Raw genomic sequence first — 18,472 nt, 5'->3', positions numbered from 1 at the left:
AGAGTGATGGTCTGGAATCGCTGCGGCGGCGGCCCGCGAGGTCATCGCGGCGGCCAGAGCCGAGGGCCGCTACCCCTCGCTGCAGGCCTTCCCCTCGGTCGAGCACCCCGCCTCCAACGCCGTCTGCCGCAAGGCCGGGTTCACCCTCGCGGGAGAGAGCGCCTTCGAGTACCCGAAGGGACACATGATGCGCTCCAACGAATGGCGGCTGGATCTGACCGCGGAGGGCTGAGCGGGGGTGGCGGCCGGTCGTGGGGAGGGAGTTGAGGGGGAGTGCTTCTGTGGTGACGGGGGAGGATGGTCGGTGCCGGGCGCTGGGTGCCGGGTGCTCACCCACGCGGAGTCGCGCCGCCGGAGGGGGTCCGGACATCCGCCACGGCGACCGGCTCGCCGGTGCGTCGCGAGCGCTCGCACGCCTCGGCGACATAGAGCGCCTCCAGCGCCTCGGCGGGCGAGCACGGGCTCGGTGCGCGTCCTGCCGCGACCTCGGTGAAGGCGGCCAGCTCGGTGACGTACGCGGCGTGGAAGCGTTCCATGAACGTGGCGTACGGGTCGGCCGCCCGCTGCCACGACAGCTTCGCCTCGGCGGACGGCAGCGGGGCCCGGTCGTCGAGACCGACGAAGCGGGCACCCTCGGAGCCGCACACCTCCAGCCGGACATCGTGGCCCGCGCCGTTGTAGCGGGTCGCCGTGACGGTGGCCAAGGTGTCGTCGTCGAAGCGCAGCAGCGCCGCGCAGGTGTCCACGTCGTCGCCGTCGGCGAAGAAGGACGCGCCGCGGTTGGCGCCCTGGGCGTAGACCGAGACGACCTCGCGGCCGGTGAGCCAGCGCAGGATGTCGAAGTCGTGGATGCTGCAGTCCCGGAACAGGCCGCCGGAGGTGGGGATGTAGCCGGCGGGCGGCGGCGTCCGGTCGCTGGTGCAGGCGCGCAGGGTGTGCAGCCAGCCCAGCTCGCCGGAGCGCAGCGCCGCACGGGCGGCGCGGTAGCCCGCGTCGAAACGGCGCTGGAAACCGATCTGTACGGGCACCGAGCCGGCCTGTGCCCGCTCCACCACGCCGATGGTGCCCGGCACGTCCGGCGCGACCGGCTTCTCGCAGAACACCGGCACCCCGGCGTCCAGGGCCTGGTGGATCAGCGTGGCGTGCGCGCTGGTCGCGGCGGTGATCACCACGCCGTCGAGGCCGTCCGCGTACATCTCCTCGATGCTCGCGGCGGACCGTGCGCCCAGGGTTTCCGCCAGCGACGCGGCGCGCGCGGTGTCCACATCCGCGACGACGAGGCCGGTGACGCCCGGGACGCTCAGCAGGGTGCGGGCATGGAACGCGCCGATGCGCCCGGTGCCGATCAGGCCGATCTTCATGCCTCGGTTCCTTTCCGGGGAAGGACGGGCGAGCGCACCCGCGCCAGGTGGTTGGAACGGTCCAACGCTCCTCATCACCGGGAACCCTGCATGTCCTGATGTCCGCATGTCAACCGTTCGGCAAGGTCGGGCGGTGGTGCATGAAGGTGCATTGACGCCGACCTGCCGCGTTGGAAGGATTGCCGCCTATGGAACGGTCCAACAGGCGAGGCGACGGCAGTACCGGCGGACGAAGCGACGGACGCACCGGTGAGCGGTCCTCCGCCGCGCGGCCGGGAGCTCGGTCCGCGGAGTCCGGTGAGCGGCCCGCAGAACGTTCCGGTGCGCGGCCGGGGACGGACCGGCACCCGACGATCCGCGGTGTCGCCGAGCGTGCGGGCGTCTCCAAGTCCCTGGTCTCGCTCGTGCTGCAGGGCTCACCACGGGTCGGCGAGGCCAGGCGGCAAGCCGTACTGGCGGCCATCGAGGAGCTGGGCTACCGCCCGAACGCCGCGGCCCGCAGCCTCGTCGCGCGCCGTACCCACACCGTCGGCGTGCTGCTGCACGATATGCGCAACCCCTGGTTCGTCGACGTCCTCGACGGCCTGAACTCCCTGCTGCAGGCGCACGGTCTGCGGATGCTGATGATCGACGCCCGCCTGGACCGGCGGGCCGGCCAGGACTTCGCCCGCACCTTCCAGGAGCTGCGGGTCGACGGCATCGTCATCGTCGGCACCCTCCCGGACACCGACGGCCTCGCCGAGGTCGCCGCGCGGCTGCCGACCGTCATCGCGGGCAACCACGAACCCCGGCTGCCGCGCGTCGACCTCGTCGCCAACGACGACGAGCGCGGCGCCCGGCTCGCCACCGAGCACCTCATCGCTCTCGGCCACCGTCGGATCGCCCATATCGCGGGACAGGGAGTGGTCGGCGAGCTGCGCCGCCGCGGCTTCGAGGCCGCCGTGCGCTCCCACGGCCCGGCGACGACCGCCGTCGTGGAGAGCGGCGACGGGACCGAGGAGGGCGGCTACCGTGCGGCCGTCCGGCTGCTCACCCCCTCGCACGGCACCGGGCACCCCGCCGCCGAACGTCCCACCGCGCTCTTCGCGTTCAACGACATCTCCGGCGTCGGCGCGCTGTCCGCCGCCCAGGAGCTGGGCCTGAAGGTCCCCGCCGACCTCTCCCTCGTCGGCTACGACAACACCTACCTCGCCCGCATCCGCCACCTCTGGCTGAACTCGGTGAACAACGCCAGCCACGAGGTCGGCCGACGGGCCGCACGCTGCCTCCTGGACCGCATGGAGCACCCGGACGCCCCGGCCGGGCAGCAACTCGTCGCCCCGGAACTGGAGATCAGAGGCTCCACGGCACCACCCCGGCCCGCTGCCTGACCGGCGCGCGGGAATCCTCGCCCCGGCCCGTCCGGCCGGCCCGCCGCCCTGCGCCCCTACGCCCGCCCGCCCCGCAGCTCGCGGTCCACGGCACGCAGCAGGGTCAGCAGCATGCTGTTCAACGGGGTGGCGATGCCGTGCCGTCCACCGGCCCCGACCACCGCGCCGGTGAGGAACTCATGCTCCAGCGGGCGGCCCGCCAGGCGGTCGTAGAGCATCGAGGAGCCACCGTCCCGGGGTGCGGTGGCGTAGAGCCGCAGCGTCCTGGAGATGTCCGCCTCACCGATGTCCGCGCCCTCGGCACGCGCGACGACGGCCGCCTCGCGCAGCAGATCGCGGGTGAGCGCGGCCATCTCCGGATCGGCGAAGATCCCTATCCGCTGCTGGAGCAGCGCCGTGATCGGGTTGGCCGCGAGGTTGGTGAACAGCTTGCGCCAGGCGGCCGTCGTGAAGTCGGGCACGCGGTGCACCCGCAGCCCGCTGCCGTCCAGCAGGGCGGCGAACCGGTCGGCCAACGGGCCCTCGGGCACATGCAGTTCGCTGGCGACATGATGCAGGATCCGGCCCGGCGCGGTGCGCTCCGCCGAGATGTAGACCACGGTGGGCAGGATGCGGGTGCCCCGCGGAACGAGCGGAGCGACGCGCTCCTCCTGGCCGATGCCGTTCTGCAGCACCGCGACGGCGGTGTCCCGGCCGCACAGCCGCCGCAGCCAGCCCTCGGCACCCGCCGTGTCCTGCGCCTTGGTGGTCAGCAGCACCCAGTCGACCGGTGTGACCTGCGCCGGATCGGTGACGATACGCACCGCCGCGGGGCGGACCGTGCCACTGCTCTCGACGCTCAGGGAGTCCAGCGGGCTGCGGACGCACAGCGTGACGTCGAGACCGGCCCACTGCGCGAGGGCGGCGGTGTAGCCGCCGATCGCACCGCCGCCGATCACCGCGATCCGGGCGGGCGCCGCTGTTGGGGACGTCCGGGGCATACCTCGATCGTAGGGCCGGGGAAGCCTGGCGGGTGGGTGCTGCCCGGGCCCCGGCGTCGCCCGGGTGCCGGGCCCGGGCCGGTTCCGGTGGCTCTCAGCGCCGGCCGCGTTGGCCCGGTCGCTGCGCCACCCACGCTCTGACCGTGTCGGCGAACCAGTACGGTTTTCCGCGCTCCACCAGATCCGGTTCGGGCAGCAGCCCGTGCTTGCGGTAGGAGCGCACGGTGTCCGGCTGCACCTGGATGTGCGCGGCGATCTCCTTGTACGACCAGAGCTTGCGGTCGGTCATCTCTGCCACCTCCTGAGCGCCGTACGCAGGGTCGGCCCGGGGAGCCGGCAGGGGGATGCGTACGGCCTGGTGATCACTCACCCTGTGCCTGGACAACGACACCGAGTAACCATCGGGGAGGGGCTGTTGATCGGCTGTGACGGAAGCCCCGCGTAACGGTGACAGCCGTGACGCGGGCCGGATGGCTGTGACGGGCGCGGGACGGTCCGCGGCAGGGCCCGGCCGCGCGACGGAAGCCCTGCCCGGTCCGGGGAGCACCGTGCGAACAGCCGTGTGGCGGGCGGTTCCCCTGCTGGGAAACCGCCCGCCACACGTACACCGCTGACCTGCCGGACGGTCGGCCCGCCGTCGGCGGATCGCCCCGCCCGTGACGCAGCGGATCGCCCGCCTCAGTGGGTCAACCGCCCGCCTGCCCCACCGGCTCAGGCGTAGAGCGCCCGCCAGGTCTTCTTGTCGACCTTGCCGTTGGCGGTCAGATGGTGCCGGGACTGGAACTTCTTCACCGCGGCCCGGGTCTTGGGACCGAAGTACCCGGTCACGTCCCTCCACGGGAGATAGCGGCGGTTCGCCAGCAGGCACTGCACCTGCGAGACGCGGTCGCCGCGCTGCCCGTAGACGGTGAGGGCGCTTCCGCTGTAGTAGGCGCAGGCGGCCAGTGTGCCGGGCCGGCCGGCGGCCGGACTGTCGGCGGACGCCGGACCGGTGAGCAGTCCGGCGGTCAGCAGCCCCGCGGTCGCGGTCAGGACGGCCGTGCGCTTGACGGCATGGCTGAGAGCAATGGCATTCACGAATTCCACCGTTTCCCCCGTTGGATGTGATTCCACCCGTTTCGACGCCGGGGGAGCGGTCCGCGGTTCCGGCGCGTCCTCACCACTTCGCCCGTTGGCCGCCGTGAGTTCCCGCTCCCGGCCCCCTACCCTCAGCTGCCGCTCGTCGCCGCCTTGCGCAGCTCGTGCTCCAGGTCCTCCAGGGCCAGCCCCTTCGTCTCCGGTGCGAACCGCTTGCAGAACACCAGGGACAGCACGCACATCACGCCGAAGAACCAGAACGTGGTGCCGGCGCCGATCGCGTCGAGCAGCAGCGGGAAGGCGAGCGCGACACCGAAGTTGACCAGCCACATCACGAACACCGCGGCGCCCATGGCCAGTCCGCGCACCTTGAGCGGGAACATCTCGGCGAGCAGCAGCCAGACCCCGGTGTTGAGAGTGGCCTGCATGAACGCCATGTAGAGGACCATCAGACCGAGGACGAGGGCGCTGACGGCCGTGGAGTGCGGCAGGCGGAAGGCGGCGCCGAGCAGGGCGAGCGAGACGGCCATACCGGCCAGACCCGTAAGGAGCATGGGCCGCCGGCCGACCCGGTCGATCAGGGACATCCCGATCGCGGTGGCCAGGACGGAGATCGCACCGACCGCGATGGTGGCGGTGATCGACGCGCCGGTGCCCAGGCCGGTCGACGCCAGGATCTTCGGCGCGAAATAGATGACGGCGTTGACCCCGGTGATCTGCTGGACCGCCGCCAGACCGATGCCGACCAGCAGGAGCCGCCGCACCCACGGGGTGCGCAACTGCTGCCAGGCGCCACGCCGGGCGTCGGCCTCCAGGGTGCGCGCGTGATCGATACGGGCCAGCTCGGCGGGGACGTCCTCGGCGGGCAGCGTACGGTGCAGCACCCGGGCCGCCTCGTCCGTCCGCCCCTTGCTGATGTACCAGCGCGGCGTATCGGGCAGGAAGAACAGCCCGACGAACAGCGCCACGGCGGGCAGCGCCGCAAGACCCAGCATCCAGCGCCAGGCGGCCCAGTGCGCCAGAACGGCATTGATGAGGTAGGCGAGCAGCTGACCGCTGACGATCATCAGCGAATTGAAGGAGACCAGCCGGCCCCGGATGTGCGGAGGCGCGATCTCGGACAGGTACAGCGGGGTGATGACGGAGGCGCTGCCGACGGCGAGCCCGAGGACGAAGCGTGCCACGGTCATGAAGGGAACGCTCGGTGAGAGCGCGACGGCCAGCGCACCGCCGATGAACACCAGGCCCGCCCACAGCAGCGCCTTGCGCCGGCCCAGCGCATCGGACATCCGGCCGCCGATCAGCGAACCGAAGGCCGCGCCGATCAGCAGCGCGCTGGTGATGATGCCCTCGCCGAGAGAGGTGAGGCCGAAGCGTTCCTCCATGAAGGGGAGGGCGCCGGAGATCACTCCGGTGTCGTAGCCGAACAGGGCGCCGCCGAGGGCGGCAATGGCAGCGATGCCGACGATGAAGCGCTTGGCGCCGCCGGCCCGCACGCTCTCGCGCGGGCCGGTGGACGCCACCTGGCTGGCCGGAGCGACCATCGTCAGCTCCGGTACGCCGGGCCGGTCGAACCCGCGGCAGTGACCGGGGCCTGGACCGGCACGGCCGGGGAGGGGCAGGGGCGCAGGGGTATGGGGCCGGCGGGAAGGGTGCCGGCGTCAGGAACGACGTACATGGTGCGGGGGCCTTTCGGTGGTGCGTGCCTCTTGACGGGGGCGAGGCCTTCCGGTGGGACGGGGGCGGCCGCGCCTCAGCGGTACAGCGCGGGCCGCTCGATCAGCTCGACGGTCACCCGCTCGCCGGTGGTCTGGGCCCGTACGCCCGCCTCGCACACCGCGGCCGCGGCGTAACCGTCCCAGCAGCTGGGGCCCTCGGTCTCGCCGCGCCGGGTGGCGTTCACCCAGCGCTGCACCTGCCGGTCGTAGGCCTCCTCGAAGCGCTCCACGAAACCGGGGGGAACCACGCCGCCCCAGCGGCCCGCGGCGTTGCTGAACACCCCGTGGTCGTCGCCGATCCGGGCGGTGCCGCCCTCGCAGACCGCCTCGCAACTGACCTGGTAGCCGAACCCGCAGTTGACGAAGAGTTCGGTGTCCACGACCTGGCCGCCCGCGGTCTCGAAGAGGATCAGCTGCGGGTCGCTGAGACCCTCCGGCGCGTTGCCGGTGGGGGCCGGGCGCAGCACCCGGACCGCGGTGATCTCCTCCTCCAGCAGCCAGCGCGTCACATCGATCTCGTGCACCACCGAGTCGTTGATCATCATCGCGTTGGTGAAGCCGGGCGGGGTGTCGGCGTTGCGGTGCTTGTTGTGCAGCATCAGCGGACGACCGTAGGTGCCCTGCTCCAGAAGGGACTTGAGGGAGCGGTAGTCGGCGTCGTAACGGCGCATGAAACCGACCTGGACGCGACGGTGCCCCAGAGCCTGCTCGGCCTCCAGGACGCGCAGCGCGGAGGCGGCGTCCGGCGTCAGCGGCTTCTCGCACAGCACGGGCAGATCCCGCGCGAAGGCATCCAGCAGCGCCGCCTCGTGCGCGGGGCCCGGCGAAGCGATCAGTACGGCATCCACCGCGGGGTCGTCCATGGCGGCGGCCGGGTCGGTGTACGGGGTGCACCCTGCGATGCCGTCGGCGAGGCGTTTGATGCGGTCCGCGTCGATGTCGACCACGGCCGCCACCCGGGCGCCGCTGATCACCTCGTCGATCCGGCGTACGTGGTCGGCGCCCATCCGGCCGGTGCCGATGACCGCCACCCCGAGCGTTTCGTGCGAAGTCATGTCGTCCTCGAGTCCTTACGTGCTACGGAGTGTGATGTGCCCTGGGAACTGATTACTCTCCGTAATCGTTGCCGGGGTGTGAGGAGGCGTCGTGAGGCATACGCATGCGAGACATACCTGCCTGGGCCGCATGCATCAAGGCGCGCGGCCGGAAGCCGCCCAGCCTCCTGGGGTGCGGCCGGCGGGCGCGCGACCCTGAGGCGCTCGGCCCTGAGGTGCTTGGCCTCCGGGCGCGCGGCCTGCCGGTGCGCGGCCTCCAGGTGCACGGCCTTGAGGTGCGGGCGCGCGAGGTCTCGTCGCCGCGCGCGTGACGCCCGGGGGTCCGGTGCGTGCACCGGGCGCGGACGGCTCAGGCGCCGCAGGAGCGCAGGAAGCGGCGGGTGCGCTCGGCGATGGGGAACGGCTGGTCGGGCGGGCAGGGGTACATGTCCTGCTCGACGATGGCGAAGAGGTCGACATTCAGTTCCTGGGCGGCCTGCAGGACGGGCGGCAGTGCGGGCACACCGAGCGGCGGCTCGCACATCACGCCCTGCTTGACGGCCGGACCGAACGGCGTGCCCTTCGCGACGACGTCGCCGAGGATGTCCGGGTCGACCTGCTTGAGGTGGAGGTAGCCGATCCGCTCGCCGTAGGTGCGGATGAGCTTGACGCTGTCGCCGCCGCAGTACGCGTAATGGCCGGTGTCCAGGCAGAGGTTGACCAGGTCGGAGTCGGTGACGTGCAGGAACCGCTCGACGTGTTCCTCGGTGTCGATATGGGTGTCGGCGTGCGGGTGGACGACGATGTCCAGCCCGAACTCGTCCCGCACCTGCTTGCCCAGCCGCTCCATGCCGGTGGTCAGGTGCTTCCACTGCTCCGTGGTCAGCTCGCGCGGCTCGATCTCCTCGGCGGTCTTGTCGTCCCGCCAGAAGGAGGGGATGACGACGAGGTGCCCGGCGCCCATCGCCTGGGTGAGGGTGGCGACCTCGGAGACGTGCGCCCAGGTCTTGTCCCATACGGACGGGCCGTGGTGCAGGGAGGTGAAGATCGTGCCGGCCGAGACCTTCAGGCTGCGGCGGGCGATCTCGTCGTGCAGGACGGCGGGGTCGGTGGGCAGGTAGCCGTACGGGCCGAGCTCGATCCACTCGTAGCCGGCCTCGGCCACCTCGTCCAGGAAGCGCTGCCAGGGGACCTGCTGGTCGTCGTCGGGGAACCAGACTCCCCATGAGTCGGGTGCGGAACCGACGCGAAGGCGGTCCAGGACGGGCGGGGCGGCATGGGGAACGGACATGCTGCGGCTCTCCTCTCGCCGGTCGGCGGTGACCGGGAGGCGCTGGGGCGGGTCGTGGGGCACAGCCTCTCTGTCGCCCCGGGGAGTGTCAAGACTTCGTCCTGACATAAGGACTTAAGGACTTTGTCGCCTTGGGGAGGGTGGCGGGAACCCGGAGGTGCCCGGGGTCCGGGGGGCTTGGGGGCTTGGGGGTGCCGGGGGTGAACGGTCGCCCCCTCTCCGCGCGCCATCCGCCTCACCTTCCCCTTCCCGACGTCAGTATGTAAGGACAAAGTATTGACAGGGTCTGACTGTCCCCGTTAGACCTTTCCTCAGAGCCGAACCCGCCGAACCCGCCGCGCCGGCCGACCCGAAGGGGCGCACATGACCGAGCCGTACGACCTGATCACCATGGGGCGCATCGGAGTCGACATCTATCCGCTGCAGACCGGTGTGTCGCTGGCGCAGGTGGAGACGTTCGGGAAGTTCCTCGGTGGTTCGGCCACCAATGTGGCGGTCGCCGCGGCCCGGCTCGGCCGGCGGAGCGCCGTCATCAGCCGTACCGGAAGGGACCCGTTCGGCGACTACGTCCACCAGGCGCTGCGCGACTTCGGGGTGGACGACCGCTGGGTGACCCCCGTCGACGCCTATCCGACGCCGGTCACCTTCTGCGAGATCTTTCCGCCGGACGACTTCCCGCTCTACTTCTACCGCCGTCCCAAGGCGCCCGACCTGGTCATCCACCCCGAGGAGCTGGACCGGGACGCGATCGCGGCCGCCCGGATCTTCTGGATCACCGGCACGGGGCTGTGCGAGGAGCCCAGCCGCGGTGCCACGCTCGCCGCGCTGGAGGCCCGCGCCAAGGTGGGCACGACCGTCTTCGACCTCGACTGGCGGCCGATGTTCTGGGGCGGTGAGGGCGGTGCCTCCGGGGACGGCGGTGCGAGCGGGGCCGCAGCGATGGCGGCCGCCCGGCCGTACTACGAAGCCGCCCTCCGGTACGCCACCGTGGCCGTCGGCAATGTCGACGAGGCCGAGGTCGCCACCGGGCTGCGCGATCCCAAGGCCTGCGCCCAGGCGCTGCTGGACATGGGCGTGGAGCTCGCCGTCATCAAGCAGGGCCCCAAGGGTGTGCTCGCCGTGCATCGCGACGGCCGCACCGCCGAGGTCCCGCCCACCCCCGTCGAGGTCGTCAACGGCCTGGGCGCCGGCGACTCGTTCGGCGGCTCGCTCTGCCACGGTCTGCTGGCCGGCTGGGACCTGGAGCCGATGATGCGCTATGCCAACGCCGCCGGCGCGCTGGTCGCCTCGCGCCTCGCCTGCTCCTCCGCGATGCCCACGGCCGACGAGGTCGAGGCGTTCCTCGCGGACCGGTGACTCCCGGACCGGTGACTCCCATGGCCGTGACTCCCCACCCGTACCCACGGCCCGCCCGTACCCACGGCGACATCAGCCCCACTCCATCCCGACAGTCACGCCCGCCCCTCCCCAACCGCGGCCCACACCCACCCCACCCCCGCCGCCCCACCTGTGCACTCAAGAAGGTGAGTTGAGCCTTGAACCCTCGGATCAGTGACCTCGCGACGCTCCGGGCCCGGCACCCCGAAGCCGTCGCGGAGGCCGCCGCCCGCCGCACCCGTCGCCCGCTCATCGGCGACAGCGGCCGGCTGATGATCGTCGCGGCCGACCACCCGGCCCGCGGCGCGCTCGCCGTCGGAGACCGCCAGCTCGCCATGGCCAACCGCCTCGATCTGCTCGAACGGCTGGTCCTCGCGCTGTCCCGGCCCGGCGTGGACGGGGTGCTCGCCACCGCCGACATCCTGGAGGACCTGCTGTTGCTCGGAGCCCTCGAGGGCAAGGTCGTCATGGGCTCCATGAACCGCGGCGGTATCGCCGGCGCCGCCTTCGAGATGGACGACCGGTTCACCGGCCACCGCCCCCAGGACCTCGCCCGGCTCCGTTTCGACGCCGGCAAGCTGCTGCTGCGCATCGACTACAGCGACCCCGGCTCGCTCACCACCCTGGAGACCACCGCCCGCGCCATCGATGCGATGGCCGAGCGGCAACTGCCCGTCTTCGTCGAGCCGTTCCTCTCCTCCCGGATAGACGGCGCGGTCCGCAACGACCTCGGCGCCGAGGCCGTCACCCGCTCGGTGGCCATCGCCTCCGGCCTCGGCGGCACCTCCGCCTACACCTGGCTGAAGCTGCCGGTCACCGACGACCCCGACGCCATGGCCCGGGTCTGCGAGACCACCACCCTGCCGACCGTGCTGCTCGGCGGCGACATCGGCAGCAGCGTCCGCGAGCAGGAGGCCGTGTACGAGAAGTGGCGCAAGGCGCTGCGGCTGCCGACGGTGCAGGGCCTGGTCGTCGGGCGTTCCCTGCTCTACCCGGCCGACGGTGATGTCGCGGCCGCCGTGGACACCGCCGTAGGCCTGCTGTGAAGACCGCGATTTCCGCAGGAGACTCGATATATGAGCACTGAATTCCACCTGAAGGCCACCGCGGCGGCGGACGGCCCGTACGCGCTGGACATCGACCCGAAGCGCGCGGGCTGGGGCTACTCCTCGCTGCGCGTCCTCGACCTGCCGCCCGGTGGCCGTCACTCGTTCGCCACCGGCGACAGCGAGTGGATCGTGCTGCCGCTGTCCGGCGGCTGCACGGTGCTGACCGACGGCGGTGACGCGTTCGAACTGACCGGCCGGGAGAGCGTGTTCAGCGGGGTCACCGATTTCGCGTACGTGCCGCGGGACGCCCAGGTGCAGCTCGCGAGCGGCGCCGGCGGCCGCTTCGCGCTCACCGGCGCCCGCTGCGAGAACCGTCTCCCCGCCCGCTACGGCGCCGCGTCCGACGTCCCCGTGGAGCTGCGCGGCACCGGCAACTGCTCCCGCCAGGTCAACAACTTCGGCGCCGCCGGCACCTTCGAGTGCGACCGGCTCATCGCGGTGGAGGTGCTCACCCCGGGCGGCAACTGGTCCTCCTACCCGCCGCACAAGCACGACGAGTGCCGCCCCGGCGAGGAGTCCGAGCTGGAGGAGATCTACTACTTCGAGGTCGAGGCCGCGCGCGGCACGGAAGGCGTCGGCTACCAGCGCGTCACCCCCTCGGGGCGGGGCCGTGGCACCGATGTCCTGGCCGAGGTCCGCAGCGGTGACGCGGTCCTGATCCCGGACGGCTGGCACGGCCCGTCGATCGCCGCGCCCGGCCACGCCCTGTACTACCTCAATGTGATGGCCGGGCCCGGCGAGACGCGGGAGTGGCTGATCTGCGATCACCCGGACCACGGCTGGATCCGCGGCACCTGGCCCGACCAGCCCGTCGACCCCCGCCTCCCCCTCTACGAAGCGCCCGCAGGAGACGCCCGATGAACGCTCCGACGACCCGCCGGCTCACGGTCGCCCAGGCCCTGGTCGAGTTCCTCGCCCACCAGTACACCGAGCGCGACGGCACCCGGCACCGCCTGATCAACGCCTGCTGGGGCATCTTCGGCCACGGCAATGTCGCCGGCATCGGCCAGGCCCTCCTGGAGTCCGGCGATGCGCTCCCCTATCTCCAGGGCCGCAACGAACAGGCCATGGTGCATGCCGCGGTCGGCTACGCCCGGCAGCGCGACCGGCTCGGCGCGCAGGCCGTCACCACCTCCATCGGCCCCGGCGCCACCAACCTCGTCACCGGCGCCGCCCTCGCCACCGTCAACCGCCTGCCCGTTCTGCTGCTGCCGGGTGACGTCTTCGCCACCCGGCCCGCCGACCCGGTCCTCCAACAGCTCGAAGTCCCCTTCGCCGGCGATGTGTCGGTCAATGACACGCTGCGCCCGGTCTCCCGCTACTTCGACCGGGTCACCCGGCCCGAGGCGCTGATCCCCGCTGCTCTGCAGGCCATGAGGGTGCTCGCCGATCCCGTCGACACCGGTGCCGTCACCCTCGCGCTGCCGCAGGACGTCCAGGCCGAGGCGTACGACTGGCCGGAGGAGTTCTTCGCCGACCGGGTCTGGCGCATTCCCCGGCCCGCCCCCGACGCCGATGCCCTCGCCGAGGCCGTACGGGTCCTGCGCGGCGCCCGCCGGCCCCTGGTCGTGGCGGGCGGCGGGGTCCACCACAGCGAGGCCGAGGACGCGCTGTGCGCCTTCGCCGATGCCACCGGCATCCCCGTCGCCTCCACCCAGGCCGGCAAGGGTTCGCTGCGCCACGACCACCCCGCCGACGTCGGCGGCATCGGCCACACCGGCACCGCCACGGCCGACGCCCTCGCCCGCGAGGCGGACCTGGTCATCGGTGTCGGCACCCGCTTCACCGACTTCACCACCGCCTCCTCGACCCTCTTCGCGGCGCCCGGCGTCCGCTTCCTCCACCTCAACATCGCGTCCTTCGACGCCCATAAGCTCGGCGCGCTCTCCCTGGTCGCCGACGCCCGCGCCGGGCTGGAGGCGCTCACCAAGGAGTTGTCGGGCGTCCGCGTCGACGCGGAGTACGAGGCCTCCTACCGGGCGGCGAAGGCCGGCTGGGAGCGCCGGGTGGACGCCGCGTACGGCGCCGGGGACCCGTCGGTCCGGCCCTCGCAGACCCAGGTCCTCGGCGCCCTGGACGCCGTCGTGGACGACACCGACGTGATCATCAACGCGGCCGGTTCCCTCCCCGGTGACCTGCACAAACTCTGGCGCGCCCGGTCCCGCAGGCAGTACCACCTCGAATACGGTTACTCCTGCATGGGCTATGAGATCCCCGCCGCGATCGGCGTGCGGCTCGCCGCCCCCGACCGGCCGGTGTGGGCGCTGGTCGGCGATGGTACGTATCTGATGAATCCCACCGAACTGGTCACCGCGGTCCAGGAGGGCATCAACATCAACGTCGTCCTCTTCCAGAACCACGGCTATGCCTCGATCGGCGGGCTGTCCCAGGCCACGGGTGGTGAACGCTTCGGCACCGACTACCGCTTCCGCGCCGAGGACGGCACGTACACGGGTGCGCCGCTGCCGGTCGATCTCGCGGCCAACGCCGCCTCGCTGGGCATGCAGGTGCTCCGCGCGGCCACCGTCGGGGAGCTGCGTGCCGCGCTCGCCGAGGCGCGGGGCGCGAACCGGCCCACATGTGTCTATGTCGAGACCGAAACGGCCGACACTGTGCCGGGCGCGCCGGAGGCCCAGGCCTGGTGGGATGTTCCTGTTGCCGAGACCGCGACACGTCCGGCGGCGGTGGCTGCCCGTGAGGCGTACGACCGGCACACCGCCGGGCGCCGTCGCCACCTCTGACTCCGCTCGAAGTCGTCACCCAGAAAGGCCCTCCGCATGAAGACCATCAGCCACTGGATCGGCGGGAAGCCCGTCGAGGGCGTCTCCGGCAACTTCGGCCCGGTCTACAACCCGGCCACCGGCGCCCAGGAGAAGCAGGTCGCCTTCGCCTCGGTCGACGAGGTCGACGCCGCCGTCGGCGCGGCCAGGGAAGCCTTCCGGACCTGGGGCACCAGCTCGCTGGCCAAGCGCACCTCGGTGCTGTTCAAGTACCGCGAGCTGCTCGATGCGCACCGCGAGGAGATCGCCCGGCTGATCACCGCCGAGCACGGCAAGGTGCACTCCGACGCGCTGGGCGAGGTCGCCCGCGGCCTGGAGATCGTCGAGCTGGCCTGCGGCATCCCCGAGAAGCTCAAGGGCGAGCTGTCCACCCAGGTCTCCACCCGTGTGGACGTGGCGTCGATCCGCCAGTCCCTCGGTGTGGTCGCCGGCATCACGCCGTTCAACTTCCCGGCGATGGTGCCGATGTGGATGTTCCCCATCGCCATCGCCTGCGGCAATACCTTCGTCCTGAAGCCGAGCGAGAAGGTGCCCAGCGCCGCGTTCAAGCTGGCGGAGCTGGCCGCCGAGGCGGGTCTGCCCGACGGTGTGCTGAATGTCGTCAACGGCGACAAGGTGGCCGTCGACGCCATCCTGGAGCACCCGGACATCGCCGCGGTGTCCTTCGTCGGTTCCACCCCCATCGCCCGCTACATCCACACCACCGGCACCGCCAACGGCAAGCGCGTCCAGGCGCTGGGCGGCGCCAAGAACCACATGCTGGTCCTGCCGGACGCCGACCTCGACCTGGCCGCGGACTCCGCGATCAACGCCGCGTACGGCTCGGCCGGCGAGCGCTGCATGGCGATCTCCGTGGTCGTGGCCGTCGGCGAGACCGCCGACCCGCTGATCGGCAAGATCAAGGAGCGCGCCGACCAGCTGCGGATCGGCCCCGGCGACGACCCGGCCTCCGAGATGGGTCCGCTGATCACCAAGGTCCACCGCGACAAGGTCGCCTCGTACGTCTCGGGCGCCGCGGCCCAGGGTGCCGATGTCGTCATCGACGGCACGGGCTTCACCGTCGAGGGCTACGAGGACGGTCACTGGCTCGGCATCTCCCTCCTGGACAACGTCACGCCGGAGATGGACGCCTACCGCGACGAGATCTTCGGCCCGGTGCTGGCCGTGGTCCGCGTCGAGACCTACGACGAGGCCATCGCCCTGATGAACAACTCGCCGTGGGGCAACGGCACCGCGATCTTCACCCGGGACGGCGGCGCGGCCCGCCGCTTCCAGCTGGAGGTCGAGGCCGGCATGGTCGGCGTGAACGTGCCGATCCCGGTGCCGGTGGGCTACCACTCCTTCGGCGGCTGGAAGGACTCGCTCTTCGGCGACCACCACATCTACGGCAACGACGGTGTGCACTTCTACACCCGCGGCAAGGTCGTCACCACCCGCTGGCCCGACCCGTCCGACGGCGGTATCAACCTGGGCTTCCCCAGCAACCACTGACGGCGGCGACCCCTGACGGCGTCATCGACCCGGGCCGTCTCGGCGGCCCCCGATGACAGCCTCCGACGAACCCCCTGCCGGCCCTCACCGGCAGGGGGTCCGGCATGTCCGGGCCGCGGCGGTGCCTGCGCGCACGGGAGCCGCCGGGCGTCGTGGCGGACGAGGACCGGGGCTCAGGCCCCGGCCGGGACTCCGGCCCGCTGTTCGGGGTCGGTCCGCTTCTCCAGGCGGCTGCCGTGCGGCAGGGTGACGGACATGATGTCGCTGGGGCCGTCCAGCGCGATCCGGTGCCCTCGCCCGCGCGGCACGATCACCGCGGTTCCGGCCGCCACCGCGATCTCCTCCTCCGCTTCTCCCGGCCGCTCCGGGCGGAGGCACAGGCGTATCCCGCCGGTGAGGCAGGAGACGACCTCGTCCGCTTCGGGGTGGACTTCCCAGTGGCCGGCGTGGACGTCGGCGTCGGTCTCCGCACGGAAGGTCATGAGCTGCCAGCCGTCCCGCCCGGGCGCGAACACGGGCCGCTCGGCGTGCACCCGGCCGTCGGGGCGGAGGTGGAGAAAGGAAGCGAAGAGGTCGATCGGGGTCGGCGTCATGCCGGGGTGTCCTTCCTGGGTCGGTGGTGCATCGGGTGGGGTGTGGCCCGGGGCGGCAGGCCCGGTGGGCCGCGGCCGGCTCACTCGGCCAGGGCGCGGCGCAGGGCCGCGGCGAGTTCGGCGATCTGCCGCTGCGACACCTCGGCGGAGAGGATCGCCTGCGATCCGTGGAAGGTGCCGGGCCACTGGTGCAGTTCGACCGGGACGCCCGCCCGGAGCAGGCGCAGTGCGTAGTCGATGTCCTCGTCGCGGTTCGGGCAGAGCTCCGCGGTGGCGACGTAGGCGGGCGGCAGGCCGGACAGGTCGGTGGCCCGGGCCGGGGCGGCGTACGGCGAGGCGGGTGCGGAGCCCAGGTAGTGGCGCCATATGGCGGTGACCTTGTCGCGATTCATCCAGGGCGTCGCGGTGAAGTGCCGTGCCGACCAGGTCTCCTGACGGTCGTCGAGCCCGGGTTGGTTGAGCAGCTGGAAATGGAGGGGCGGCCCCTGTTGGTCGCGCGCCCGCAGGGCCACCGCGGCGGCGAGCCCGCCGCCGGCGCTGTGACCGCCGACCGCGATCCGCTGCGGATCGATGCCGAGTGCGGCCGCGTGCTCGGCCGTCCAGGTCAGTACGGCGTAGGCGTCGTCCAGGGCGGCCGGGAACCGGTTCTCGGGGGCCAGGCGGTAGTCCACCGAGATCACCACCGCTCCGGAGAGGTCGGCGATGCGGGCGGCCCACGGGTGTTCGGTCTCCAGGCTGCCCATGACGAATCCGCCGCCGTGCAGCCAGACGAGGGCGCCCCGCGCCCGGTGCGGGCGGTAGATGCGCACCGCCACGTCCGGGGAACGGGGTCTTTCCCCCTCGAACGCAGTGGGGTGATCGAGGGAGGGCACCGTGCGGTCCTCGATCTCCATGGCCGAGGTGTCCGGTGCCGGCACCGCGGCGGCCAGGTCGGCGAAGTTCTTCCGCTCGGCGACCGGGTCGGTCAGGTCGGCCGGGGGGAACAGCGCGATGAATGCTTCCAGTTCGGGATCCATGCCGCTCATCCTCACGGCCGTCGCCCCCGAGAACATCCGCCGTCCGTCGGGCATCCCGCCCGGATCACGCACCGATCGGCGCCCCTCCGCCCCGGCCCGGGGTCCTATCCTCCTGTCATGGAGGCACTGGCCCTGCGGCTGTCGCATTTGGATTCCCACGTCGAGGGCGCGATCCGGGTCCTCATGTTCTACGACACGCTGATGCGCCGACGGGTGGACCTCCCGGCGCTCGCGCGGGCGTCGGCGGGCCTGGCCGAGTGTGTGACCGGGATCCGGCTCCACGGCACGGGGCGGGTGCTCCGCGTCTCGCCCGACGGCAGGGAGGCGCCCGCCCCGCCGCCGGCCCCCTCCAGCACGACACCGATCACACTCGACGACGAGGAGATCGGCACGGTGTGGCTGGAGCGCCCGGCCGCGCCCGGCCCGCTCGACCTCGACGAGCTGTTGCTGGACCGGCTGGCCCTCGCCGCCGCGGCGGTCGTCGAGCGGTACGGTCCGGCCCGCACCACCATGGCCGACCCCGCCCTCGTCGAACTGGCCATCAGCTCCGACAGTGACGAGGCGGCCAGGGCCCGGGCGTTGCGGCTCCTGGGGTTCGCCGCCGACCTGCCGGTCCGGGTCGTCGCCGTACGGTCGGAGCTCCCGCTCGACCGGGTCGGCGGCCTGCTCTGCCCGGCCCGCCCGGTGAAGGCGGCGCTGCTCGGCGACGTGGGCGTCGTCCTGGCCACCACCGTGGACCCGGCCCGGCTGCCGGCGGGCGTACGCGCGGGCATCGGCGCCGCCGAGAGCCCCGACCGCTCCTGGCGGCAGGCCCGCACCGCCCTCCGCTTCGCCGGCCCGCGCGAACCCGTCGTCCGCTACGACGACCTGGGCGCGCTGGCGCTCCTGGCCGAGATCCCCCGGGATGCCGTACGCGACAACGCCGACGTGGCCGCGCTCGCCCGGCTCGCGGGCAGCCCGGACGAGCTGGCGACCCTGGACGCCTACTGCGCCACCGGCTCCCTGCGCCGCGCCGCCGACCTTCTCCACCTGCACCACAGCAGCGTCGCCCGCCGGCTGGAACAGATCGGGAGGACCCTGGGCATCGCACTCACCGAGCCCACCGGGCTGGTGCGGGCCAGGGTCGCCCTCGCCGTGCGGCGGCTGCTCGACGACTGAGACGCACCCCGTCCGGCGGCGGCGGCCGGGGCCACGGAAACCCGCAGCTCCGGGTGGAGACCGCGGCGCGGCGCGTTGCTACCGTGCTCCCTCGCGAAGCACCGACAAACGGGGGAC

General features: G+C 72.5%; 16 protein-coding genes and 1 pseudogene. 8 read left to right on the top strand and 9 right to left on the bottom strand.

The window, feature by feature from the left end; genetic code table 11:
• Nucleotides 1-13: 13 nt before the first annotated feature.
• Nucleotides 14-232, top strand: a pseudogene (locus tag Scani_RS41275) (GNAT family N-acetyltransferase); the annotation flags it as partial.
• 97 nt (nucleotides 233-329) lie between these two features.
• On the opposite strand, the gene Scani_RS30275 reads toward Scani_RS41275, so the two are convergent.
• Nucleotides 330-1,361, bottom strand: a complete 1,032-nt coding sequence (locus Scani_RS30275) for a Gfo/Idh/MocA family protein (protein WP_159480954.1) — start codon at nucleotides 1,359-1,361, stop codon at nucleotides 330-332.
• Nucleotides 1,362-1,549: 188 nt separating this feature from the next.
• Between Scani_RS30275 and Scani_RS30270 the strand changes: the two genes are divergently transcribed.
• Complete coding sequence (locus Scani_RS30270; protein ID WP_159480953.1) at nucleotides 1,550-2,731, top strand: LacI family DNA-binding transcriptional regulator; 1,182 nt, start codon at nucleotides 1,550-1,552, stop codon at nucleotides 2,729-2,731.
• Between the two features lie 56 nt (nucleotides 2,732-2,787).
• On the opposite strand, the gene Scani_RS30265 is transcribed toward Scani_RS30270, so the two are convergent.
• From Scani_RS30265 to Scani_RS30240, 6 genes are all read right to left on the bottom strand, one after another.
• On the bottom strand, nucleotides 2,788-3,711 hold the full coding sequence (locus tag Scani_RS30265) for a 2-dehydropantoate 2-reductase (RefSeq protein ID WP_159480952.1): 924 nt from the start codon (nucleotides 3,709-3,711) through the stop codon (nucleotides 2,788-2,790).
• A 94-nt stretch (nucleotides 3,712-3,805) separates the two neighbouring features.
• The gene (locus tag Scani_RS30260; protein WP_159480951.1) at nucleotides 3,806-4,000 is read right to left on the bottom strand and encodes a helix-turn-helix transcriptional regulator; all 195 of its coding nucleotides are present in this window, start codon (nucleotides 3,998-4,000) and stop codon (nucleotides 3,806-3,808) included.
• 422 nt (nucleotides 4,001-4,422) lie between these two features.
• Nucleotides 4,423-4,788, bottom strand: coding sequence for a peptidoglycan-binding domain-containing protein (locus Scani_RS30255; RefSeq protein WP_246296231.1), 366 nt, complete (start codon nucleotides 4,786-4,788; stop codon nucleotides 4,423-4,425).
• A gap of 131 nt (nucleotides 4,789-4,919) precedes the next feature.
• Entirely contained in the window at nucleotides 4,920-6,332 is a 1,413-nt protein-coding gene (locus Scani_RS30250) for a sugar porter family MFS transporter (protein WP_159480949.1), read from the bottom strand.
• Between the two features lie 209 nt (nucleotides 6,333-6,541).
• The gene (locus tag Scani_RS30245; protein ID WP_159480948.1) at nucleotides 6,542-7,561 is read right to left on the bottom strand and encodes a Gfo/Idh/MocA family protein; all 1,020 of its coding nucleotides are present in this window, start codon (nucleotides 7,559-7,561) and stop codon (nucleotides 6,542-6,544) included.
• Nucleotides 7,562-7,910: 349 nt separating this feature from the next.
• Complete coding sequence (locus tag Scani_RS30240; protein ID WP_159480947.1) at nucleotides 7,911-8,831, bottom strand: sugar phosphate isomerase/epimerase family protein; 921 nt, start codon at nucleotides 8,829-8,831, stop codon at nucleotides 7,911-7,913.
• A gap of 363 nt (nucleotides 8,832-9,194) precedes the next feature.
• On the opposite strand from Scani_RS30240, the gene iolC reads away from it, so the two are divergent.
• The 5 genes from iolC (at nucleotide 9,195) to Scani_RS30215 (ending at nucleotide 15,588) form a co-directional block, all read left to right on the top strand.
• A complete protein-coding gene (gene iolC / locus Scani_RS30235; RefSeq protein ID WP_159480946.1) occupies nucleotides 9,195-10,187 on the top strand; it encodes a 5-dehydro-2-deoxygluconokinase in 993 nt (330 codons plus the stop codon).
• 179 nt (nucleotides 10,188-10,366) lie between these two features.
• Nucleotides 10,367-11,254 carry a Cgl0159 family (beta/alpha)8-fold protein gene (locus Scani_RS30230; RefSeq protein ID WP_159480945.1) on the top strand — a complete coding sequence of 296 codons (888 nt, stop codon included), beginning with the start codon at nucleotides 10,367-10,369 and terminating at the stop codon, nucleotides 11,252-11,254.
• Nucleotides 11,255-11,284: 30 nt separating this feature from the next.
• The gene (gene iolB / locus Scani_RS30225; protein ID WP_159480944.1) at nucleotides 11,285-12,178 is read left to right on the top strand and encodes a 5-deoxy-glucuronate isomerase; all 894 of its coding nucleotides are present in this window, start codon (nucleotides 11,285-11,287) and stop codon (nucleotides 12,176-12,178) included.
• Nucleotides 12,175-14,058 (top strand): 3D-(3,5/4)-trihydroxycyclohexane-1,2-dione acylhydrolase (decyclizing), encoded by a 1,884-nt coding sequence (gene iolD / locus Scani_RS30220; protein WP_159480943.1) that lies wholly within the window; start codon nucleotides 12,175-12,177, stop codon nucleotides 14,056-14,058. The genes iolB and iolD overlap by 4 nt, the downstream gene beginning before the upstream one ends.
• 36 nt (nucleotides 14,059-14,094) lie before the next feature.
• Nucleotides 14,095-15,588, top strand: coding sequence for a CoA-acylating methylmalonate-semialdehyde dehydrogenase (locus tag Scani_RS30215; RefSeq protein WP_159480942.1), 1,494 nt, complete (start codon nucleotides 14,095-14,097; stop codon nucleotides 15,586-15,588).
• A 173-nt stretch (nucleotides 15,589-15,761) separates the two neighbouring features.
• Here Scani_RS30215 and Scani_RS30210 read toward each other — a convergent pair whose 3' ends face one another.
• Both Scani_RS30210 and Scani_RS30205 read right to left on the bottom strand, forming a co-directional pair.
• Nucleotides 15,762-16,181 carry a cupin gene (locus tag Scani_RS30210; RefSeq protein ID WP_159480941.1) on the bottom strand — a complete coding sequence of 140 codons (420 nt, stop codon included), beginning with the start codon at nucleotides 16,179-16,181 and terminating at the stop codon, nucleotides 15,762-15,764.
• Nucleotides 16,182-16,261: 80 nt separating this feature from the next.
• A complete protein-coding gene (locus Scani_RS30205) occupies nucleotides 16,262-17,197 on the bottom strand; it encodes an alpha/beta hydrolase (protein WP_159480940.1) in 936 nt (311 codons plus the stop codon).
• A gap of 117 nt (nucleotides 17,198-17,314) precedes the next feature.
• On the opposite strand from Scani_RS30205, the gene Scani_RS30200 reads away from it, so the two are divergent.
• The gene (locus Scani_RS30200) at nucleotides 17,315-18,355 is read left to right on the top strand and encodes a PucR family transcriptional regulator (protein WP_159480939.1); all 1,041 of its coding nucleotides are present in this window, start codon (nucleotides 17,315-17,317) and stop codon (nucleotides 18,353-18,355) included.
• Nucleotides 18,356-18,472: the final 117 nt, after the last annotated feature.

This window comes from Streptomyces caniferus (assembly GCF_009811555.1).
Lineage (GTDB): Bacteria > Actinomycetota > Actinomycetes > Streptomycetales > Streptomycetaceae > Streptomyces > Streptomyces caniferus.
The sequence above is the reverse complement of the archived record's forward strand: the minus strand, read 5'-3'. Positions and strand labels throughout refer to the sequence as shown.